Here is a 21,571-nt window from a genome sequence, read left to right on the forward strand (position 1 = left end):
CATCGAGCGCGCAATGTCGTCGGCGAGGGAGATCACCCGGGAGCTCTTCGTGCCCGGAGCAGGCTCAAGCTCGTACAGCGTCACGACTGGGCCGGGGCAGGCCTGCACGACCTCGCCACGAACGTTGAAGTCCTCCAGGATTCCTTCTAGCAGGCCGGAATTCTGCTGGATGATTTCGATCGGTATCGCCGTCGCGATCTGCGGCGGCTCGGCCAGGAACTCGATCGGCGGCAATTCGAAGCCCATCGACGCAATCGGCTTGGGCACCGGCATGGCCGCGCGCAGCTTTGGCGCCGCAGGCACGACCGAGACTTTCGGCTGCGCGGCCGCGGGCGCAGCTTCCACCTCGGCCACCTTCGGCACAGGCGCAACGGCCGGGGTGGCGGCGGGAGCAAGCTGCCCCATGATCCGGCGGCGCGGAGCCGCAACCTTCGGCGCGGGGGCCGGAGCGGCCTCCGGGGCCGGTGCAATGACCTGCAGAGCAGGCGGCGTCAGGCTGAGCTCGAAGCGATAGGGCTGGGTCCAGCCGAACGTCATCGTCGCCGATGTAGCGGCGGGAATCGGTGCAGGCGCAGGGCGCACCGGCTCGGCGACCGCTACCGGCGCGATCGGCCGGTGCGTCTCCAGCGGCGTCCTCGCTGCGAGGACCGGCGGCGCGCTCTCGAAGGCAGCGTCATCCTCCTGCTCGGCGTCCGGGATGAACTCCCAGAAGGCGGCGTCGGAGAGGAAGGCGAACGGGGTCGTCACCGCCTCGGCCGAGGTCTCCTCCGGCAGCAGCGCATCGAGATCCGGCCCGATCAGCGCATCCTCGCCCTCCCCCGCCATCTCGGGCTCGCCCTGCTGCGTCACCTCGGGCGCCGGAGCCTCCAGAGCTCCGCCGCCCCAGACCTGCTGCAGCATGCGCTGGGGGGTGCGCCAATAGCGGACGCGGCCGGGATCGGCGGGCGCTTCCGGCTCGGGCTCTGGTAGCGGGATCGCCGCCTCGGCAGCCGCGCGCTCGACCTCCTGCCGACGAGTCTTGTCGGGGGTGCGTCCATAGCGGACGAGCCCCGACGCGCCGGCGCGGGGTTCGGCCGGGGCCGGCGCCGGAATATCTGCGAAATCAGATAGTTGATCCGAAATCCGCGCGGCGGGAGAGGCGCTGTTCGTCTGGAGATTGCGATGGATTCGACGCATGGATCAACGCTGGCCCGACACTCACTCGACTGAGCATCGAGAGGTACCGGCGCAGGGTTAACAGCCCCTGAATTCGCGCCGGAGATTGCTGTGGATCGTGACCTGCGTCCCGCGCTCTCAATCGGCCCGGAAGGTGCCGATCATATAGCTCTCATTGCCGATCTCGGTGACGCGCCCCTTCACCTCATAGCTCGCCAGATCGACGATCCAGACGACGCTGGAATTGGATTTTCCCTTCGGCGCTCCGGTGATCGCCGCGTATTTCCCGTCCGGCGTGATCGCGATGCCGCGCGGCCGCGACGGTTCGCCGCCCGGCGTCTTGAGTTCGACGCGCTTGATCGTCGCAGGCTGGCCGGCGAGCGCCTTGGCGACATCGATGACGTCGATGTTGTTGGAGCGGAACTGTGTCGAGAGGATGCGCTTGCCGTCCGGCAGGAAGGCGGCGACGAACGGACGCGTCGGTGTCTTCTCGTCATCGGTACCGACGAGCACGCGCGCCACCTCGGCCTTGCCGGGATCGCTGAGCGCCTTCTCGACATCGACGATCGTAACGGTGTTGCCAGGCGTGTCTGTCTGAGCGTTCTCGCGCGAGGCATGCGCGACGAGCTTGCCGTCCGGGCTGGTCGAGATGCCGAAGCCGCCGGCCTGGACCGGGATGCGCGCCACTTCCGCGCCGCTCTCGCCGGCGATCGCCTTCTGCAGGCTCATCACCGTGATGTCGTCGGTGCCGCCATTGGCGCCGAATATCGTGCCACCGCCGAGCGGGCTGATGGTGACGCCATCGGTGTCGGGGAAGCAGCCGAACTTGGGATCGGGCGCGCGATGCGGCACCGGATTGGGCGGACAGGGGAAGCCGGGCTTGCCATAGGCCTGCTCGACCTTGCGGATCACCTTGTTGGTGGAAAGATCGACGATGCTGATATGGCGCCCGCCATCCTCGTCGCCCTCCTGCTCGGCATGGGCGAGCACCGCATGCTTGCCGTCAGCGGCAATGGCGAAGCCGGTCGGGCCGAAGCCGCCGGTCTCGATATAGCCTTCGACCGCGCCGAGCGTGCCGTTGCTCACCGGATCGAGCGCCTTCTTGAGATCGACCACCGTCACCGTACCGGCATGGCCATGCTGGAAGGCGGCGGCAGCCTCCGGCGTCGAGCGGCCGGAATGGTTGACCACATAGGCGCGGCGCTGGTCCGGCGCGATCGCGATCGAGATCGGCTGGCCGCTCGATATCACGGTCTTGCCGTCGACCTGGATGTCCGGGGTGACGCGCAGGCGATTGACCACCGCCTTCGCCGTCCCGTCATTGGCAGGGTCGATCGCCTTGTCGAGATCGATGACCAGGACGACATTGTCCCAGCGCCCACTCGCGAGGAAATAATCCTTGGCCTGGGCCTGTTGCGCCGCTGCGATGGCGCAAAGCGCCACCATCGTGCCGAGAAGCGTCGTCCTTTGCATGGTCGTCCTCCCTTGATGGCCCGGTTTTCCGGGGTCTGTCGTTCTCTATGCGTGTGCGATCTGCTCCTTCAGCGCCGCGTCCAGAACCCTGACGACATGCACGGCCTCGCGACCGGCGCCGTCATGGATCTGGTGGCGGCAGCTCGTGCCGTCGGCGACGACGAGATCGTCCGGCGCCGCCTTGCGCACCGCCGGCAGCAGCGAAAGCTCGCCCATCGCCAGCGAGACATCGATCGTCGCGGCGCCATAGCCGAAGGCGCCGGACATGCCGCAGCAGCTCGATTCGATCGGCTTGACCTCGAGTCCCGGCACCGCCCGCAAGGTCTTCTCGACCGCGCCCATCGCGTCGAAGGCCTTCTGGTGGCAGTGCCCGTGCAGATGCGCGACGCGCCCGCCTTGGTCGCTCAGCGGCAAGCTGGTCTTGCCCGCGGCCATGTCGGCGGCGAGCAGCTCCTCGACCAGCAGCGCCGCCTTGGCCAGGGGCTCGACCTCGGCCTTCGGCAGCAGCGCGCCGAACTCGTCGCGGAAGCTCATCAGGCATGACGGTTCGAGCCCGACCACCCGCGCCCCCTTGGCGACGAAAGGCGCGAGCGCATCGAGCGTCCGCCTTGCCTCGGCGCGGGCCTCGTCGACCAGCCCGGCCGACAGGAAGGTGCGCCCGCAGCAGAGCGGCCGGCCTCCGCCCGCAGCTTCGACGCGATGCAGGCGGTAGCCGCCCGCCTTGAGCACCCGCTCGGCCGCCTCCAGGTTCTCGCTCTCGAAATAGCGATTGAAGGTGTCGCCGAAGAGCACGATGTCGCGGCCGTCCCCCTTGACGGCAGACACGTCCGACGGCGCAGCAGCCTCGCGCCAGGGCGTGCGCCAGACCGGCAGCGAGCGCCGCGCCGAGAAGCCGAGCCAGCGTTCGCTGAGCTTGGCCAGCAGCGGGATGCGATCGCGCAGGTTCATCAGCGGCGCGAGTTTCGCCGCGAACGGAGCATAGCGCGGCAGGAAGGCGATCAGGCGCTCCTTCAGCGGCAGGCCATGCTTGCCATGGTAGTGATGCAGAAACTCGACCTTCATCCGGGCCATGTCGACACCGGTCGGGCAGTCGCGCTTGCAGCCCTTGCAGGAGACGCAGAGATCGAGCGTCTCCTTCATCTCGGGCGAGGTGAAGGCCCCCTCCCCGAGCTGGCCGGAGATGGCGAGCCGCAGCGTATTGGCCCGTCCGCGAGTGAGATGCTGCTCCTCGCGCGTCGCGCGCCAGGACGGGCACATCGTGCCGCCCGCCATCTTCCGGCAGGTGCCGTTGTTGTTGCACATCTCGACCGCGCCGCCGAGGCCGCCCCAGTCTGACCAGTCGAGCGCCGTCTCCATTGGAACCGGCGTCGCATAGCCGGGCGAAAAACGCATCAGGCTGCGATCGTCCATATGATAGGGCCGGACGATCTTGCCGGGGTTGAGATGGTTGTTAGGGTCAAAGCCGTCCTTGACCGCCTCGAAGGCGCGGGTCAGCGGCCCACCGAACATAGGCTCGACAAAATCCGAACGCGAAATGCCGTCGCCGTGCTCGCCGGAGAACGAGCCCTTGAAGCGGCGCACGAGCTCGCAGGCCTCCTCGGCGATGCCGCGCATCGCCTTCACCCCGGCTTCCGTCTTCATGTTGAGGATCGGGCGGACGTGCAGGCAGCCGACCGAAGCGTGCGCGTACCAGGTGCCGCGCGTGCCGTGCCGCTCGAACAAAGCGGTGACCGCATCGGTATAGTCGGCGAGATGCTCGAGCGGGACGGCGCAGTCCTCGATGAAGGAGACCGGCTTCCCGTCGCCCTTCATCGACATCATGATGTTGAGGCAGGCCTCGCGGACGTCCCAGACCGGCTTCTGTCGGGCGGGCTCGACCACCTCGACCACGGCATCGGGAAAGCCGTGATCGGCCATGCACTGGTCGAGCCGTCTGAGGTCGCCCTTCAGGGCAGCTAGATCGTCGCCGGCGAACTCGACCAGCAGCAGGCAGTTGGGCTTGCCCTTGGTGATGTCGGCGAGGGTGCGCACGAAGAGCGGGATATCGGCGCCGAGCACCAGCACATTGTTGTCGACGAGCTCGACCGCGACCGGCCCGAGCGCGACGATGTGCTGCGTCGTCTCCATCGCCGCGCGGAAATTCGGGAAATGGCAGACGCCCATGACGCGGTGCTGCGGCAGGGGCGAGAGCTTGAGCGTCGCTTGCGTCGTCAGCGCCAGCGTGCCCTCCGAGCCGACCAGGAGGTGCGACAGGTTCGGCTGCGGCACGATCAGCTCGTCGAGGTTGTAGCCGCCGACGCGCCGCTGCACCTTGGGGAAGATCGCCTCGATCTCGTCGCGATGCCGGTCGGCCAGCGCCAGCATCGTCTCCATCAGCGCCCGCGCCCGCGGCGAGGCATTGTCGCCGACCGGCCCCTCGCCGAGCGCGAAGGGCTCGCCGTCATGGAACATCGCCTTCAGGCCGATGACATTGTCGACGGTCTTGCCGTAGCGCAGCGAGCGTGCGCCCGAGGAATTGTTGCCGACCATGCCGCCGATGGTGCAGCGGCTCGCCGTCGAGGGCTCGACCGGGAAGAACAGGCCGTCCTTCTTCACGTGGCCGTTCAGCGCTTCAAGCACGATGCCCGGCGCGACGCAGACGGTGCGCGCGGCCGGATCGTAGTCGCGGATCGCGTTGAAATGCCGGCTCATGTCGAGGATCAGCGCATCGCCGATCGGCTGGCCGTTCTGCGAGGTGCCGCCGCCGCGCGCGATCACCGGCACGCCGTGCTCGGCCGCGATCGTCAGCGCCGCGGCGATATCGGCTTCGCTCTTCGGGAAGGCGACGCCCTGGGGCACGATCTGGTAGATCGAGGCGTCGGTGGCGTAGCGCCCGCGGGTGAAGGCGTCGAAACGCACCTCCCCTTCGAGCGCCTGCGCCAGTTTCCGTTCGAAGCCGAGATTGCGGCTGTGCGGGCGCGGCAGTGTCGTCTGGTTCATTCCGCAGCCTCGGCGGTCTTGGGGTGGTTCTTGCCCCGCAGCGCTGCGATCAGGTCGCCCATCGGGCCCCAGAACAGCAGCAGCAGCGCGAGCACGACGAGCGTTCCGACGAGACCGTTCGCCCAGAACACGTTCAGCGAACCGCCCGAGCCGAGTAGCGCCTGGCGGAAGGCGTCCTCCGCCCTGTCGCCGAGTACGAGGGCGAGCACCAGCGGCGCCAGCGGATAGTCGAGCTTCTTGAAGACATAGCCGACCACACCGAAGATCAGCATCAGCCAGATGTCGAAGGTCGAGTTCGAGATCGTGTAAGCGCCGATGGCGCAGACGATCAGGATCACCGGCGCGACGAAGGAGAACGGGATCCGCATCACAGCGGCGAAGACCGGTACGGTCGCGAGCACGATGACGAGGCCGGCGAGATTGCCGAGATACATAGAGGCGATCAGGCCCCAGACGAACTCCTTCTGCTCGACGAACAGCATCGGCCCGGGCTGGAGCCCCCAGACCAGCAGGCCGCCGAGCAGCACCGCCGCCGTCGCGGAGCCGGGAATGCCGAGCGCCAGCATCGGCAGCAGCGCGCTGGTGCCGGCGGCATGGGCGGCCGTCTCCGGCGCCAGCACGCCCTCGATCTCGCCCTTGCCGAAATTGTTGCCGTTCTTCGAGAAGCGCTTGGCGAGACCATAGCCCATGAAGGAGGCGGCGATGGCCCCGCCCGGCGTCACGCCCATCCACATGCCGACGACCGCCGAGCGCAGCAGCGTCGCCCAGTAGCGCGGCAGGCCGGCCCAGGTCCGCAGCACGACCATCAGGTCGATCCTGGCCTGCTTGCCCTTGAACACCAGCCCTTCCTCGACCGTCAGCAGGATCTCGCTGACGCCGAACAGGCCGATCACCACGATCAGGAAGTCGAAGCCGCGCATCAGCTCGGTCGAGCCGAAAGTCATGCGCAGGTCGCCCGAGATCGAATCGAGGCCGACCGCCGCGAGCAGGAAGCCGATGCAGAGCGAGGCGATGATCTTGGCGCGGTTCTCCCGGCCCATGCCGATGAAGGAGCAGAAGGTCAAAAGGAAGACCGCGAAGAACTCGGCCGGGCCGAAGCGCAGCGCGAACTGGGCGACCAGCGGCGCGACGAAGGTGATCAGCACGACGCCCGAGAGCGCGCCGATGAAGGAGGCGGTGAAGGCCGCCGTCAGCGCTTCCGCCGCCTTGCCCTGCACCGCCATCGGATAGCCGTCGAAGGTGGTCGCGACCGACCAGGCTTCGCCGGGGATGTTGAACAGGATCGAGGTGATCGCGCCGCCGAACAGCGCACCCCAGTAGATCGAGGAGAGCAGGATGATCGCCGAGGTCGGGTCCATGCCGAAGGTCAGCGGCAGCAAGATCGCGACGCCATTGGGCCCGCCCAGGCCCGGCAGCACCCCGACGATGATGCCGAGGATGACGCCGACCGCCATGAAGCCGACATTGTGCCAGGAGAGCGCGACCTGGAAACCGGCGAGAAGCGAGGAAAAATCGTCCATGTCTGCTCCTCAGTAGCCGAGCGCGGCTTCGAGCGGCCCCTTGGGCAAGGGCACGCGGAACTGCAGTTCGAAGATCCAGAAGCAGACGATCGGCACGAGCACCGCGGTCAGCAGGATCGACCACCAGCGCGAGGTGCCGACCACGCCCATGAAGGCGATGATGAACAGCGCCGAGGCGACATAGAGGCCCAAGGGGGCGATCAGCGCCACGAAGAGCAGGAGCGGCCCCAGCACGCGGACGACCTGGCCGAGCTGCGCATAGGTGACGAACACGCCATCCTCGCGGCGGAAGGCGTTCCACAGGATGAACAGCGAGGCCGCCAGGAAGATCCAGCCGATCCGGGCCGGGAAGAAGCCGTTCTGCGGCCCGCCATCCCAGCCGGCGCCGCGGCCATAGGAATCATAGAGAACGAGCCCGCCCAAGGCGATCAGGAGCAAGGCTGTGGCGATTTCGACCGGGCGGCGCGAAATGCTGCGCTCCGGTGCTTCAGTCTCGGAAGGCAATGACATCGATCACTCCCGCTGGTCATCCCGGACAAGCCGCCTCAGCGGCGCTTCGGAACGCGTGGACACTCGACAGATGAAAGCTTCGTCATGCTCGGCCTTGTGCCGAGCATCCACGCCTTGGACACCGAACGTGATCAGCGAAGCGAAGGCGTGGATGGTCGGGACACGCCCGACTATGACGCGAAAGGCCGCGGTCGCGCCTGAGGCCTCACTTCGCCATGAAGCCGGCTTCGGTCATCAGCCGGGCGTGCTTCGCCTCATCGTCCTTCAGGAACGACACGAAGGCCTCGCCGTCTCGGTAATCGGGAACGAGCGCGTTGCGGGCGAGATAGTCCTTCCATTCCGGCGTCTCGGAGACCTTCTTGAACATCGCCGTGTAGAAGGCCTGCTGGTCCTTGCCGACCTTGCCGGGCATGAACATGCCGCGCAGCATCTGGTAGCTGACGCCTAGCCCCTGCGAGGCGCAGGTCGGGATGTCAGCCCAGGACTGCCCGTCCGCGACCTTCTCGGTATAGGCCATCTTCTGCTCGGCGAAGACGCAGAGCGGGCGGGTGGCGCCGCCGCGCCAGTTGGCGAGGTCCTCGGCCGGATTGTTGGTGTTGGCCTCGACATGCCCGCCCGAGAGCTGGGTCGAGGCCTGGCCGCCGGAGGTGTAGGGGATATAGGCGAACTTGGCGCCGGCCACCTTCTCCATGGCGAAGACGATCAGGTTGTCCTCGCGCTTGGACGAGGTGCCGCCGATCTTCAGCGGGGTCGCCGCGCCCTTGGCTGCCGCGACGAAATCGCCGGCGCTCTTGTAGGGCGCCTTGGCGTTGACCCAGAGCAGGAAGGAATCCTGCGCCAGCATCGCCACCGGCGTGTAGTCGGTCCAGTTCAGCGCCAGCTTGGTCGCCATCGGCGTCATGAAGATGCCGCTCGAGGTGGTGATCAGCTTGTGGGGGTCACCGGCCGATTTCTGAATGTCGAGCATGCCCTCGGCGCCGCCGGCGGCCGGCTTGTTGACGACGATGATCGGCTGGTTGGTGAACTGGTGCTTCTGGATGATGCCCTGGATCGTCCGCGCCATCTGGTCGGACGCCCCGCCCGCCGAGAACGGCACCACGATCTCGATCGGTTTCGTCGGTTCCCAGGCAAAGGCTGGCGCGACGGCGCCGAGCGGCAGGACTGCGGCAAGCCAATAGTGCTTCATGGTGGCTCTCTCCCTAGAGCGCGCTCTGGTGGCGCTATGCGAGGGAGCCTAAGGCCAAAAAATTTTGCATTCAATCTAAAAGTTGATGACTTCCAAATTGACCACCATATTTCCGCCGGCAGCCGATTTCTTCACTCGCCTTCCATCGACGCCGGAGCCTGCGCTGCCTTCAGCTTGTTGCGCAGATGCACGAACAGAATATCGCTGAGCTCGGCGCCCGCCCGCCGGCGCAAGGCATCGAGAATCGCCTCATGCTCGCGCATCGCCTCGCCCAGCCGATCGCGATCCTTGGCGAGATTAGCGGAATAGCGCACGCGGCGGATCCGCCCGGCCAGGCCGGCATAGGTCGTAGCCAGCGTGGCATTGCCGGCTGCCACGACGATCAACTGATGGATCGCCTGGTTGCACTGGAAATAGCCATGCATGTCGCGGCGCAGATAGAAACGGTACATTTCGTGGTGAATCCGCTCGATCTCGGCGAATTCCACCTCCGTAATCCGCTCGCAGGCCAGCCGGCCCGCCAGCGCTTCCAGCCCGCCCATCACATCGAAAAGCTCGCGGACATCGGCAGAGCTCAGCTCACGCACGCGCGCGCCACGGTTAGGCAGAAGCTCGATCAACCCCTCCGCCGCCAGCACCTTCAGCGCCTCGCGCAGGGGCGTACGCGAGATGTTGAAGCGCTCGCACAACGCCCGCTCGGGAACGCGGGCGCCATCCTCGAGATTGCCCTCGACGATGAAATCGCGCAGCGCCACCAGCAACTCGCCATGCAGCGTCCCGGACGGCCGCGCCGCCTCGGCCGGCTCGCGAGCCGCCCCCTCATGTTCATCCAATGACATCTCGCTCATAATCACTCGCTAAGCTGCCGCCCGCGGGCTGTCGAGCCCTCGCCCGTCCAAAGATGCATCCGACAATGAGGTTGATCTTATCAAAAATGAATGCAAAATAAAATCAGACGGCGGCACCACCGCGCGCCGATGGGAGGATAACAACATCATGCAGGGTCGTCACTTTCTGCACATTCCCGGCCCCAGCCCGATTCCGGACCGCATCCTGCGCGCCATCGCGATGCCGATCATCGACCATCGCAGCGCCGAGTTCGCAGCGCTCGGCAAAGAGGTCCTCGAAGGCAGCAAGGCCGTCTTCAAGACGAAGCAGCCGGTGGTGATCTATCCCGCCTCCGGCACCGGCGCCTGGGAGGCCGCGATCACCAACACGCTCTCCCCCGGCGACACCGTGTTGATGGCCGAGACCGGCCATTTCGCAACCCTGTGGAAGAACATCGCGACGCGCTTCGGCGTCGAGGTCGAGTTCATCCCGGGCGACTGGCGCCGCGGCGCCGATCCGGCCGCGATCGAGGCCAGGCTCACCGAGGACAAGGCCCGCAAGATCAAGGCGGTGATGGTCGTCCACAACGAGACCTCGACCGGCGCGACCAGCCGCATCGCCGAGATCCGCAAGGCGATCGACGCCGCCGGCCACCCGGCCCTGTTCATGGTCGACACCATCTCCTCGCTCGCCTCGGTCGACTATCGCCATGACGAATGGCAGGTCGACGTCACCGTCTCGGGCTCGCAGAAGGGGCTGATGCTGCCGCCCGGCCTCAGCTTCAACGCTGTCTCGGAGAAGGCGCTGGCGGCCTCGAAGAGCAATACGCTGCCGCGGTCCTTCTGGGACTGGCAGGAGATGATCAAGTTCAACGCGACCGGCTTCTTCCCCTATACGCCGGCGACGAACCTGCTCTACGGACTGAAGGAAGCGCTCGTCATGCTGCGCGAGGAAGGGCTCGACAACGTCTTTGCCCGCCATCAGCGCCTTGCCAGCGCCTGCCGCGCCGCGGTCAAGGCCTGGGGACTCGAAGTGCTCTGCCAGAACCCGGCCGAGCAATCGCCCGTGCTGACCGGCGTCCTGATGCCGCCGAGCCATGACGCCGACCGCTTCCGCAAGATCGCGCTGGAGAAGTACAACATCTCGCTCGGCTCCGGCCTCGGCAAGGTCGCCGGCAAGGTCTTCCGCATCGGCCATCTCGGCGAGTGCAACGAGCTCGCCTTGCTCGGCGCTCTTTCCGGCGTCGAGATGGGCCTTGCCGCGGCGGGCGTTCCGCATCGCAGCGGCGGCGTCGCGGCGGCGATGGCTGAGTTCGAAAGCGCCGAACCCGGCAACCAGGCGAAGGCCGTGGCCTGAGCTTCAGACAGAAGCAGCTATCCCAACTCCGTCATGCTCGCCCTTGTGGCGAGCATCCACGTCTTGAACACCAGTCTCGACCAGCGAAGACGTGGATGGTCGGGACAAGCCCGACCATGACGGCAAAAACAGCCTGAGACCTACTCGGCCTCGGCCACTTCGACGGCATTCACCCCCTGCCCGCGCGCCGCGCGCAGCAGGTTCTGGCGCAGCCTGACCACGGCCTTCTGCATCACCGGAAAATCCTCGCCGAGCCCGGCCGCCGCCACCAGGTTCATCGGCCGCGCCTTCTCGCGCAGCTTGCGCCCCTCCGGCGTCAGGCTGACGCGAACCTGGCGCTCATCGGCCGGGTCGCGCTGGCGGCGGACATAGCCGAGCGCTTCGAGCTTTTTCAGGATCGGGGTCAGCGTGTTCGATTCCAGGAACAGCTTCTCGCCGAGGCTGCCGACGCTCTGATCGTCCTCCTCCGAGAGCGCGACGATCGCGATGTACTGGGTATAGGTCAGCCCGAGCTCGTCGAGGATCGGCTTGTAGGCGCGCCCATAGGCCAGATTGGCCGAATAGATCGCAAAGCAGAGGAAATCCGCCAGCCTGGGCACCTTCGGATCGTCTTGGGTCGGAGCGGGCATGGCCGGGCCTCGTCGTGAGTGCGTCATCATCGCTCAGATATATATCGCATCCGATTAAATCGGAAGAGTTGACATCGCTTCCGCGCTTCACATATAAAGCCGTATCCGATTAGATCGGATACGATCTAAATCACAGAAGGAAGCCCGACATGTCCTCCACCGACAAGGTTCTCTACACTGGCCGGACCCACACCACCGGCGGCCGCGACGGCGCTGCCCGCAGCTCGGATGGCCGCCTCGACGTCAACCTGACCTCGCCCGGCGCGCCCGGGGCCGGCACCAATCCCGAGCAGCTCTTCGCCGCCGGCTGGTCGGCCTGCTTCATCGGCGCGATCGGGCTGGCGGCGCGCGAGCGCAAGGTCGCGGTGCCCGCCGAGACCGCGGTCGATGCCGAGGTCGACCTGCGCCATGGCGAGCGCGGCTATGTCTTGCAGGCCCGTCTGAATGTCGCCTTGCCGGGGCTGGATCGTGAGACCGCCCGGGCTCTGGTTGATGCCGCACACCAGACCTGCCCCTACTCCAAGGCGACCCGCGGCAACATCGAGGTCGAGATCAACCTCGTCTGACTCCATCGGACGGCGCCGCGCGGACATCTCCGCCGGCGCCTCCCTCCTCGACCATCCCGCGCAGAAGGTATTCCCTATGGCCAAGACCTCCGAGACCATCGATCCCAGCCGCCGCCTCTTCGTCGGCGCCATGGCCACAGCGGTCGCCGCAGCCGGGCTCGGCCTCGGCCGGCCGGCACTGGCGGCCGCGCCGGTGCTATCGTCTTTCGGTCAGCTCAAGCAGATCAACGCAGGCGTGCTCAGCATCTCCTATGCCGAGCAGGGCCCGGCCGACGGCCCGGCCGTCATCCTGCTGCATGGCTGGCCCTATGACATCCACACCTATGTCGACGTCGCTCCGCTGCTGGCGGCCAAGGGCTACCGGGTAATCGTGCCGTCCTTGCGCGGCTATGGCGAAACCCGTTTCCTCTCCGCCGATACGCCGCGCAACGGCCAGCAGGGCGCGCTCGCCGTCGACGTGATCGCGCTGATGGATGCGCTCAAGCTCGACAAGGTCCTGCTCGGCGGCTGCGACTGGGGCGCGCGCACCGCCTGCATCGTCGCGGCGCTTTGGCCGCAGCGCGTCAAGGGCCTGGTCTCGGTCAGCGGTTACCTGATCGGCAGCCAGAAGCTGAACGAGGCGCCGCTGCCGCCCAAGGCCGAACAGCAATGGTGGTACCAGTTCTATTTCGCCACCGAGCGGGGCGCCGCCGGCTACGCCAGGAACACCCGCGACTTCGCCCGCCTGATCTGGGAGACCGCTTCGCCGAAGTGGGCGTTCGACGATGCGGTCTTCGCGCGCTCGGCGGCCTCCTTCGACAATCCCGACCATGTCGCGATCTCGATTCATAACTACCGCTGGCGCCTCGGCCTGGCGCAGGGCGAGGCGCAATTCGACGCCTTGGAAGCGAAGCTCGCGGCCTTTCCGGTGATCTCCGTGCCGAGCTTCACCCTGGAAGGCGACGCCAACGGCGCGCCGCATCCCGATCCCGCCGCCTATGCCAAGAAGTTCTCCGGCTGGTACCGGCACCGGACGCTCGATGGCGGCATCGGTCACAACCTGCCGCAGGAGGCTCCGGCGGCCTTCGCCGACGCCATCATCGCGGTCGATCGCGCCTGATCCTCGCTGTGCGGAGAGCGGCTCGGGAGGGTTACCCGAGCCGTTTCCGGATACCGACAAATCGAGGGAAATCCCGAGGGCCGCCTTTACCCCTCCTCCCCTATGATCCCCGCGATTTTAGGGAGGTATTGATGGCTCTGAAGATGATGCTCGCCGGCGCGGCCGCCATGATGCTCAGGCAGATTCCGCTGGTGGCACCGGTTGAACAGAACCCGCTCGTCTCGCACGCCTTGGACGACCTGCCGATGGAGCCGGCTCCGATCGAGCCGTCCTGGGTCATCGCCGGCGAGCCGATGGCGCGCGTCGGCCTGCATTCGCGCAGCGGCGACGATGCCGCCTCGACCGCGGTCTGGGATTGCACCGCCGGCGAATTCCGCTGGTTCTTCGACTGGGACGAGACCGTGATGATCCTGGAAGGCGAGGTGCATGTCACCGCGCAGGACGGCTCGCAGCGCACGCTGCGCCAGGGCGACATCGCCTATTTCGCCGGAAAGACCTGGGCGACCTGGCGGATCGACACTTACGTCCGCAAGATCGCCTTCTGCCGCAAGCGCCTCCCGGCGCCGGTCGCCCTCGCCTACCAGCTGCGCAACATGCTGCGCGGCGACCGCGGCTCGCAGGGCGGCCTCGCCGCTTGAGCGGTTAAAGGCCTGGTTCGCTAAAAGACGAAGCCCGGCCGTTCGGCCGGGCTTTTTGTTGTGGGGCGAGTGCCGGGCGCCTTGGATTGATCTCTGGCGCTGGCCTGCTCCCGTTCCTCAGAAGCGCATCTCGACCCTGCCCTTGAGGGCGTGGTCTCTGGAGCGTTCGCCGATGGCCGCCGAGTAGGTGAGGCCGAGGGCGGTAGCCTGGGAGATGCGCCAGTCGAGGCCAGCCTCGGCGACGAGTGCCTCGCGGTCGATGCGGGCCGCGAAGACCGTGGCTGGGGTGGTGCCGGCGACGAAGGCGGTGCGGGCCTGCGGCGTCAGCTCGCCAAAACCATGGCGCCAGCCGAGCATGGCCCGGGCGAACAGCGGCATCGCCCCGAGCTGCGCCTCGGCCCTGAGACCCAGCGTGGTGAAGCCGAGCGTCTGGTCGGAGGAGAGCACGCGCAGAGCCGCCGCCCCGCCACGTTCGGTGCCGGCATCGGTGCTGACGCGGATCAGCGCCAACTGGGCGAAGGGCTCCAGCGCGACGCCGCTGAAGGCGAAGGCATAGCCGAGTTCGGCAAAGCCCTGTGTCACCGAACCCGGACGCTGCAGGCGCAAGAGATCGCCGAAGCCGCGGATCTGGACCTGGCGGCGGATGTCGCTCTCCGACCAGGAGTAAGCCGCACCGGCATCGAAGCGGAGATTGCCGAAGCGTGCGCCGGCATAGAGCGCGGCATGGCCGCTCTCGAGCCTGCCTGAGGACAGCCGGGCATCGAGATCGAAGCGGGACTGGCTGTAGCCGCCGGCGACGCCGACTTTGAGCGACGAGCCGGGCGCCTCATAGAGCATGACATCCGCGCCGAGCAGGGCGCCGCCGCTGCGACGGTTGAGGCTCGCGGCATTGCCGTCGGCGTCGGTGTTGCCGGTGCTGCCGAAAGCCGTGCCCCAGAAGGCATAGCGCGGCTGCGGCACCGGGGCCGGCATCGTCACCGCCCCCTTGCGGCCCGGCAGGTCGGTCGAGAAGCTCGCGGCGACCTGACCGGGCGCCTGCGTCAGCAGCGGGCCGCGCAGATGGCCCAAAATGGTGTCGCGCACCAGCCGGCTCTCGTCGATCATCACGCTGACGGCTTGCGCATGGGCCTCACCCGAGAGCAGGTCGAAGCCGGCCCGCGCCTCGGCCGCCGTCCCCGAGATCAGCGTGTCATAGATCGGATTGCCGACGCCGAGCCGTTCCGCCGCAATCGCGATGAAGCCCTGGTTGCGGCTCGCGGCGATATAAGTGCCACCCGTGCTGGGGCTAGGGGTGGAGCCGCCATTGTCCGGGCCGAAGGAATTGTCGTTCCGCGTCATCGTCAGCCGGACGTTCTGGCTGTCATAGGCCAGCGACGGCGTCAGGAAGGCGAGGTTCGAGGTCACGCTCGAGAACTGGCCGGTCACGCCCCCCGTGGCGGTCAGGATGGTGTAGGTGGTCGCCGCCGCGTAATTGCCGTTCTCGGCCAGCACCTGCACCGTCCCGCCCCAGATCGCCGCGCTGCCCGAGGCGACGATCCTGTCGCCCTGGCCGGCGGCATTGACCTCGACCTGATAGGTCGAGCCGGTCGCGAAGGCGACATTGCCGGAGACGGTCAAGGTGCCGATCGAGTTGCCCGGCGCCACCGTCGCGCCTGCGTTGGTGACGATGCCGCCGACCGTGCCCGAGCCGCCGAGCACACCGCCATCGAGCGTCACCACCGAGCTCGCGATCGAGCCGTTCACCACCAGCTTGCCGCCGGAAACCTTGGTGCCACCGGTATAGGTGCTGGTGCCGGTCAGGCTCAGCGTGCCGGAGCCGCGCTTGGTCAGCGTGCCCGTGCCGTCGATCGCGGCCGCCAGCGTCGCGCCGTCGGTGAAGTCGGCGACGATCGCACCGTCATTCAGGATCGCGCCGGCCGCGAGCGTGACCTTACCCGCTCCGCCGCCTGTGCCGATCCGGAGCGTGCCTTCCGCATCGATACCGAGATCGCCCGAGGCGATGGCCAGTGCGCCGCCCTCCGCGACAGCGACCGAGGCCTGGCCGGTCCCATCCAGGCTACCGATCGAAAGACCGCCGCCAGCGATGCTCCAGCGCGAGCCTACTCCGGTTACAACCGCAGTCGCGGTGCCGTCACCGGCGCTCATGACCGCCGCGCCGCCGGCGCCGACCAGGTTGCCGCCGCCCGAGATCGTGACCTCGGCCTTTTCGACGAAGCCGATGACCAAGGCCGAGCCGGTGGTCACCGTTGTCCCTGCGCCGTCGATGCGGACGGCCGAGCTCGCGAAGGCGCTCGACGTCACCACGAAGGTCGCTGGGCCGTTGTCGAGCTTGCCGCCCTGGTCGACCACCAGCGTGCCGCCCGAGACCTGGATATCCATGCCGAGTGTCAGCGAGCCGCCGCGGACGATGAAAGAGCCGGTGCTGCAGGCGCAGATCGAGAGACCGCCACCGAGCGTGCCGGTTCCGGTGTAGATTTGCGTGCCCGAACCTTCGAATTCGAGCGAGCCGTCACCGAGGAAGGTTCCCGAGAAGGTGGCGGTCTGGTTGGTGGTCCCGGTGATCAGCGTCTCGTCGACGCCGATCCGGACGAAGCCGGCTCCCGAGAGCGAGCCGACAGTCGCAACCGTCCCGAAACCACCGGCCACTTCGAGCACGGCGCCGGTGGCGACCGTATAATCCGAGTTTGCCGAGAAGGCGCCCGAGCTGCCGGCGACGAGCCGGCCACCTAGGACCTGAGTCTGCCCGGAATAATCGTTGTTGTTGCTGGTCAGAACGGTAATGCCGGCGAGCTGGCGCACCGAGCCGAGGCCGGTGATGTCGGCGGAAAACGCATAGCCGACATTGGTGTGGTTGAAGACGAGCTTGCTGGCGCTGGTGTTCAGGGAGACGGTCTCGACGACGAGCTCGCCGGCCGCCGTGGCCGCGCTGCCCTCGGCCGCGCCGATATTGATCGTACCGCCGGCGCTGCCGCCGACGAGGCCGGCCTGCAGGACCGAGCTGGCGCCGGTGAGCTCGAACTTGCCGCCGTCGGAGAGCGTCAGCGAGCCGGCATTGGAGTGGCCGATATAGACCTGCGTGCCGTTGCCGACCCATTGCGAACCGCTGCCGCTGATCGTAACCGAGCTGTCGCCGCCGCCGCCGACGATGCCGACCGTGCCCCCGCCGCCGCCGGTCGTCACTGAGCCGCCATTCTCGATGCGCAGCGTGCCGGAGCCGTGCTCGCCGACCCGCATCTGGCCGAAGGTCTCCCAGCTCGAGCCTACGCCGGTGACGATCGCGGTCGCGCCGTTGCTGATATAGGCCTGCCCGCCGGCACTGTTGCTGCCGAGCTTGCCGCCGCCCTCGATCCGCAGCGTGCCGTCGTTGACCCAGGTGCGGCCATTGTAGCCGGCCGAGCTGTCGCCGGTCAGCACGAGCGTGCCGGCGCCCTGCTTGATGAAGCTGGCGCTGCCGCCGGTAATGATCGAACCGCTGAGGGTCAGCGTCGTGCCAGTCGCGGTCTCGATCCGCCCACCGCCATTGCTGAAAGCGACATTGCGATTGCTGGAGAAGCTCGCGGTCGTGCGCAGCACCGCATCCGCCCCGGTGCCCGCGCCGCCGACGATGGTGGAGTTGTTCAACGTGATCGTGGTGCTGGACGCTCCGAGATTGGCGTTGGACGAGACCGACACCGTGCCGGCCGAGATCGTCGTGCCGCCGGTGTAGAAATTGGTGCCGGTCAGCGTCAGCGTGCCGCTACCGGTCTTGGTCAGGCTGCCGGCGCTGAAGATGGTACCAGCCATGGTGAAGGTCTGGCCGGCGGTCACCTCGACCGTGCCGTTGGCGTTGAGCGCCACTGCCCGTGCAGTCGAGAAGCTTCCCGTCACCTGCAAGGTGCTGGTTCCGGCGAAGGTGACACTGCCCGATGCGTCGCCGAGATTGGCGTCCGAAGAGATCGAGAGCGTGCCGGCGGTGAGCGTCGTGCCGCCGGTGTAGGTGCTCGTCCCCGTGAGGATGACCATGCCCGCGCCAGCCTTGGCGAGCGCGCCTCCGCCGGTGATGGCATTGGCGATCGTGACGTTGACGCCACTGGCCTGGTCGAGCGTCAGCGTGCCGCTGGCGATGTCGATATTGCCGATGATGCTGGCGGTGCCGGCCGCCGCGACGCTCAGCCTGCTGTTGCCGCTCAACTGAAGAGCGTTGCCGGCAAGGCCGCCGGCGCCATCGGCATCGGTGATCGAGCCGGTCGCGCCGAGGGTGATGCTGAGGTTGCTGCCGGCGATGCCCGCTCCGTCCGCGCCGCGAGCGCCCGAAGCGACGGTCCCGAAACCGCCATCGCCCCCGAGGCCACCGCGAACCGTCGCATTGACAATAATCGTCGCGCCATTGCTGGCGTTCACGCCGGCACCGCCCGCACCGCCCGCGCCACCGGTTCCCGCGCCGCCAAAGGCCGCTCCCCCTGCTCCGCCAGTGCCGCCGGAGGTGCCGGCGTTGATGGTGACCGTCGAGGCGTCGCTCAGGAACAGGCCTGCCCCGCCGGCCCCACCGCTGCCACCAGAAATACCGCTGGAACTACCGCCCTCCCCGCCGACGCCGCCTTGAATCATGCCGTCGACAGCCAATGACGTTCCGGCTCCGCCGGTCACCACCAGACCGTGACCGCCGCTGCCGCCACCGCCACCCGGGCCGCCGGCAGCAGAGCCACCGCGGCCACCGGCTCCGCCGGTCGCCGCGTCGCCGCCTGCGCCGGTCAGCGAGCCGAGCGCTCCCGTGCCGGTGATCACGGCTCCCCAGCCGCCGGCGCCACCGCCGCCACCGCCGCCGCCGCCCACAGAATGCCCGCCGCGGCCGCCAGCGCCGCCTTGCTTGAACCCGCCCGGCACCGCTGCGCCGACGCTGCCATGGGCACCGCCACCACCGCCGGCACCGACCGAGCCGTTGGACCCTTGGCTGCCGGGATCTCCCGGGTTCAGCCCGCCCTGACCGCCGGCGGCGCCGGCGCTGCTACCACCGGCGCCGCCGCTCAGGCCGGCGCCGCCGCCGGCGCCACCAACGTTGCCGGTGCCGTTGGCGCCCGCATTGCCGGCGCTATCGGGATTGTCGAGGCCACCGAGGGAGCCGCCGCCGCCAGCGCCGCCACCCGCCATGGCCGGCCCTGCTGCCACGGCCGTGAACGTCACGGCGAGCAACGCAAGCGCGGTCCCCATGCGCAGGCGCGCAGCAAGCCGCATACGGCTCGGCTTCTCAGCCTCGGCAAAGAGCGCGGATGTCACGAAGTCCCCCAACCAATCGAAATGATACCGCGCAGTACTCCCGCCGGCTATGAACAGCCGTTCACATCCGTCAGCAACGGCACTCTGTTGCAGAGTTGTCGCAGCACTCGTATCCGCCGCCTCGGATCATGGTGATTGCCCGTCACGCAAAGTCGCTTTCCGCCATCGAAAGCAGATGTCGACTCGGCCGCGATTCCGTCATCATGTTTCGACCAATCCCCCATCCGACAACACAGGGATATTGCCCCAACGTCAAGGACATGCCCGTCAGCGTCGCGGGGACAACACCGCAATCAATCCCCGCTCCCGAAACCTGCGTTATTCTCGCCGCGTCCCGTCCGACCAAGGGGGCTGTCGCGAGGCATCGTGCGGCCGGGCGGGAGAGCGGTGTCCGTCTTGAACAGCCGTCGCGGGCTGGAATGGCGGAGGGACCGCGCCGGGCGAAGCCAGGTCCTGCCCGACCTGAAGGCACGGCGAGGTTCCTTGAAGAGAATCGCGCGCGGGGTTCGGCAGCGGCGAGCAGTTGGCCGCTTCGACACTCGACATCGACATTCGACACAGCGGCAGAACGCTGCCGCGACCGACCCCGCGCCCCCCTTGGGCTTGCGCTCGCCTTTCAGACCCTCGCGGCTCGGGCCGGCGAGGCCATCGGCGCTAGCGCGCGTCCTCGCGCACCATCTGCGCGCCCTTCTCGCCGATCATCATGCTCGGCGCGGCGGTATTGCCGGAGGTGATCGCCGGCATCACCGAGGCGTCGATGACGCGAAGGCCCGTGACGCCACGCAGGCGCAGGCGCTCGTCGAGCACCGCCATGGCGTCGTCCTCGCGGCCCATCTTCACCGTGCCGACCGGATGGAAGATCGTGGTGCCGATCCGCCCGGCGACCTCGGCCAGCGCCTCGTCGCTCTCATAGCCCGGCCCCGGCAGATGCTCCTGCGGCTTGAAGCGCGCCAGCGGCGGCTGCGCGACGATGCGGCGGGCGAGCTTCAGCGCATCGACCGCGACCTGCCGGTCCTCCTCCGTCGAAAGGTAGTTCGGCGCGATCGCAGGCGCGGCGGCCGGATCGGCTGATTTGAGGTGGACGCTGCCGCGACTCGACGGGCGCAGATTGCAGACGCTCGCGGTGAAGGCGCCGAACGGGTGCAGCCCGTCGCCCCATTTGTCGAGTGAGAGCGGCTGGAAGTGGAACTCGAGATTGGCGGTCGCGTAATGCGGCGCCGACCTGGCGAAGGCGCCCATCTGCGAGGGTGCCATGGTCAAGGGGCCGGTGCGGCGCGCCGCATACTCCAGCGCCATCAAGGGCCGGCGCCAGAGCTTGGCATAGTCGGTGTTGAGCGTGCGCACGCCCTCGACCTTGTAGATCGGCCGCAGCTGCAGATGGTCCTGCAGGTTCTCGCCGACGCCAGGGGCATGCCGGACGGTTTCGATGCCGAGCCCGCGCAGCCGCTCGCCGTCGCCGATGCCGGAGCGCTCGAGGATGGCGGGCGAGCCGACGGAGCCGGCGCTGAGCAGCACCTCGCCCGAAACCTCGGCGAGATAGCGCTCGCCATTGCGCGTCAGCACGACGCCCGTCGTCCGGCCGTCCTCGACGACGATGCGCTCGACCATGCAGCCGAGCTCGACCCTGAGGTTGTCGCGGTCGAGCGCCGGCTCCAGGAAGGCACGCGCCGCGCTGAAACGCCGGCCGCGCTTCTGGGTGACCTGGAAATAGGACGAGCCCTCATTGTCGCCGGTGTTAAAGTCGTCGATCTTGCGGATGCCGGCCGCCTCGGCCGCGTCGCGCACCGCATCGAGGATGTCCCAGCGCACGCGCGGATGCTCGACGCGCATCTCCCCGCCGGCGCGATGGAAGCGTCCCTCCGGAGCGATATGGTCCTCATGCTTGAGGAAGAGCGGCAGCACGTCGTCCCAGCCCCAGCCGGTCAGGCCTTGCTGGCGCCAGCCGTCATAGTCGGCCGCCTGGCCGCGCATGTAGATCATCGCGTTGATCGCCGAGCAGCCGCCGACGACCTTGCCACGCGGATAGGCGAGGACACGCCCGCCGAGCCCGGCCTCGACCTCGGTCTCGAACAGCCAGTCGGCGCGCGGATTGCCGATGGCGTAGAGATAGCCGACCGGGATGTGGAACCAGATCCAGTCGTCCTTGCCGCCGGCCTCGACGATCAGCACCTTGCGGCGGCGATCGGCCGAGAGCCGGTTGGCCAGCACGCAGCCGGCCGAGCCGGCGCCGATGATGACGTAGTCGAAGCTGCCGATGCTGGTCTCGCCGGCCATGGTCGCCCTGCCCTCTTCGCCTGTTCTCTCGTCAGGGATAGAGCGGCGATCCAGTGTCGGCAACGCGCGCCGAGCCGCAATGGCAGATGGGCGACTGCGCGGAAC

Annotated in this window: 14 protein-coding genes; 4 read left to right on the top strand and 10 right to left on the bottom strand. The window is 67.9% G+C overall.

Annotated features, from left to right (window positions below; genetic code table 11):
* The 7 genes from AC3WLC_RS25195 to AC3WLC_RS25225 form a co-directional block, all read right to left on the bottom strand.
* Positions 1 to 1,176: DNA translocase FtsK (locus AC3WLC_RS25195; RefSeq protein WP_493686655.1), on the bottom strand; the 1,176-nt coding region annotated here is incomplete at its 3' end.
* Positions 1,177 to 1,293: 117 nt separating this feature from the next.
* Complete coding sequence (locus tag AC3WLC_RS25200; RefSeq protein WP_493686656.1) at positions 1,294 to 2,628, bottom strand: YncE family protein; 1,335 nt, start codon at positions 2,626 to 2,628, stop codon at positions 1,294 to 1,296.
* A gap of 45 nt (positions 2,629 to 2,673) precedes the next feature.
* Positions 2,674 to 5,607, bottom strand: coding sequence for an FAD-binding and (Fe-S)-binding domain-containing protein (locus AC3WLC_RS25205; RefSeq protein ID WP_493686657.1), 2,934 nt, complete (start codon positions 5,605 to 5,607; stop codon positions 2,674 to 2,676).
* On the bottom strand, positions 5,604 to 7,127 hold the full coding sequence (locus tag AC3WLC_RS25210; protein ID WP_493686658.1) for a tripartite tricarboxylate transporter permease: 1,524 nt from the start codon (positions 7,125 to 7,127) through the stop codon (positions 5,604 to 5,606). Before AC3WLC_RS25210 ends, AC3WLC_RS25205 begins: the two co-directional genes overlap by 4 nt.
* Positions 7,128 to 7,136: 9 nt before the next feature.
* On the bottom strand, positions 7,137 to 7,637 hold the full coding sequence (locus AC3WLC_RS25215; RefSeq protein WP_493686659.1) for a tripartite tricarboxylate transporter TctB family protein: 501 nt from the start codon (positions 7,635 to 7,637) through the stop codon (positions 7,137 to 7,139).
* Positions 7,638 to 7,842: 205 nt separating this feature from the next.
* Entirely contained in the window at positions 7,843 to 8,823 is a 981-nt protein-coding gene (locus tag AC3WLC_RS25220) for a Bug family tripartite tricarboxylate transporter substrate binding protein (RefSeq protein ID WP_493686660.1), read from the bottom strand.
* Between the two features lie 131 nt (positions 8,824 to 8,954).
* Positions 8,955 to 9,671: a GntR family transcriptional regulator gene (locus AC3WLC_RS25225; protein WP_493686661.1), complete on the bottom strand. Its 717-nt coding sequence runs from the start codon at positions 9,669 to 9,671 to the stop codon at positions 8,955 to 8,957.
* A gap of 148 nt (positions 9,672 to 9,819) precedes the next feature.
* On the opposite strand from AC3WLC_RS25225, the gene AC3WLC_RS25230 reads away from it, so the two are divergent.
* Complete coding sequence (locus AC3WLC_RS25230; protein WP_493686662.1) at positions 9,820 to 11,007, top strand: pyridoxal-phosphate-dependent aminotransferase family protein; 1,188 nt, start codon at positions 9,820 to 9,822, stop codon at positions 11,005 to 11,007.
* Positions 11,008 to 11,147: 140 nt separating this feature from the next.
* Here AC3WLC_RS25230 and AC3WLC_RS25235 read toward each other — a convergent pair whose 3' ends face one another.
* Complete coding sequence (locus AC3WLC_RS25235) at positions 11,148 to 11,636, bottom strand: MarR family winged helix-turn-helix transcriptional regulator (protein WP_493686663.1); 489 nt, start codon at positions 11,634 to 11,636, stop codon at positions 11,148 to 11,150.
* Positions 11,637 to 11,785: 149 nt separating this feature from the next.
* Here AC3WLC_RS25235 and AC3WLC_RS25240 point away from each other — a divergent pair, with 149 nt between their 5' ends.
* From AC3WLC_RS25240 to AC3WLC_RS25250, 3 genes are all read left to right on the top strand, one after another.
* Positions 11,786 to 12,202, top strand: coding sequence for an organic hydroperoxide resistance protein (locus AC3WLC_RS25240; RefSeq protein ID WP_493686664.1), 417 nt, complete (start codon positions 11,786 to 11,788; stop codon positions 12,200 to 12,202).
* 76 nt (positions 12,203 to 12,278) lie between these two features.
* Positions 12,279 to 13,301 (top strand): alpha/beta fold hydrolase, encoded by a 1,023-nt coding sequence (locus AC3WLC_RS25245; RefSeq protein ID WP_493686665.1) that lies wholly within the window; start codon positions 12,279 to 12,281, stop codon positions 13,299 to 13,301.
* Positions 13,302 to 13,432: 131 nt separating this feature from the next.
* Positions 13,433 to 13,939, top strand: a complete 507-nt coding sequence (locus tag AC3WLC_RS25250) for a cupin domain-containing protein (RefSeq protein WP_493686666.1) — start codon at positions 13,433 to 13,435, stop codon at positions 13,937 to 13,939.
* A gap of 117 nt (positions 13,940 to 14,056) precedes the next feature.
* Here the strand turns inward: AC3WLC_RS25250 and AC3WLC_RS25255 are convergent, their stop codons facing one another.
* Together AC3WLC_RS25255 and AC3WLC_RS25260 are read right to left on the bottom strand one after the other, a co-directional pair.
* On the bottom strand, positions 14,057 to 19,192 hold the full coding sequence (locus AC3WLC_RS25255) for an autotransporter domain-containing protein (RefSeq protein ID WP_493686667.1): 5,136 nt from the start codon (positions 19,190 to 19,192) through the stop codon (positions 14,057 to 14,059).
* A gap of 654 nt (positions 19,193 to 19,846) precedes the next feature.
* Positions 19,847 to 21,466 (bottom strand): GMC family oxidoreductase, encoded by a 1,620-nt coding sequence (locus AC3WLC_RS25260; RefSeq protein WP_493686668.1) that lies wholly within the window; start codon positions 21,464 to 21,466, stop codon positions 19,847 to 19,849.
* Between the last annotated feature and the right edge of the window lie 105 nt (positions 21,467 to 21,571).

The sequence above is a fragment of the Allobosea sp. GW821-FHT03A12 genome (assembly GCF_058986765.1).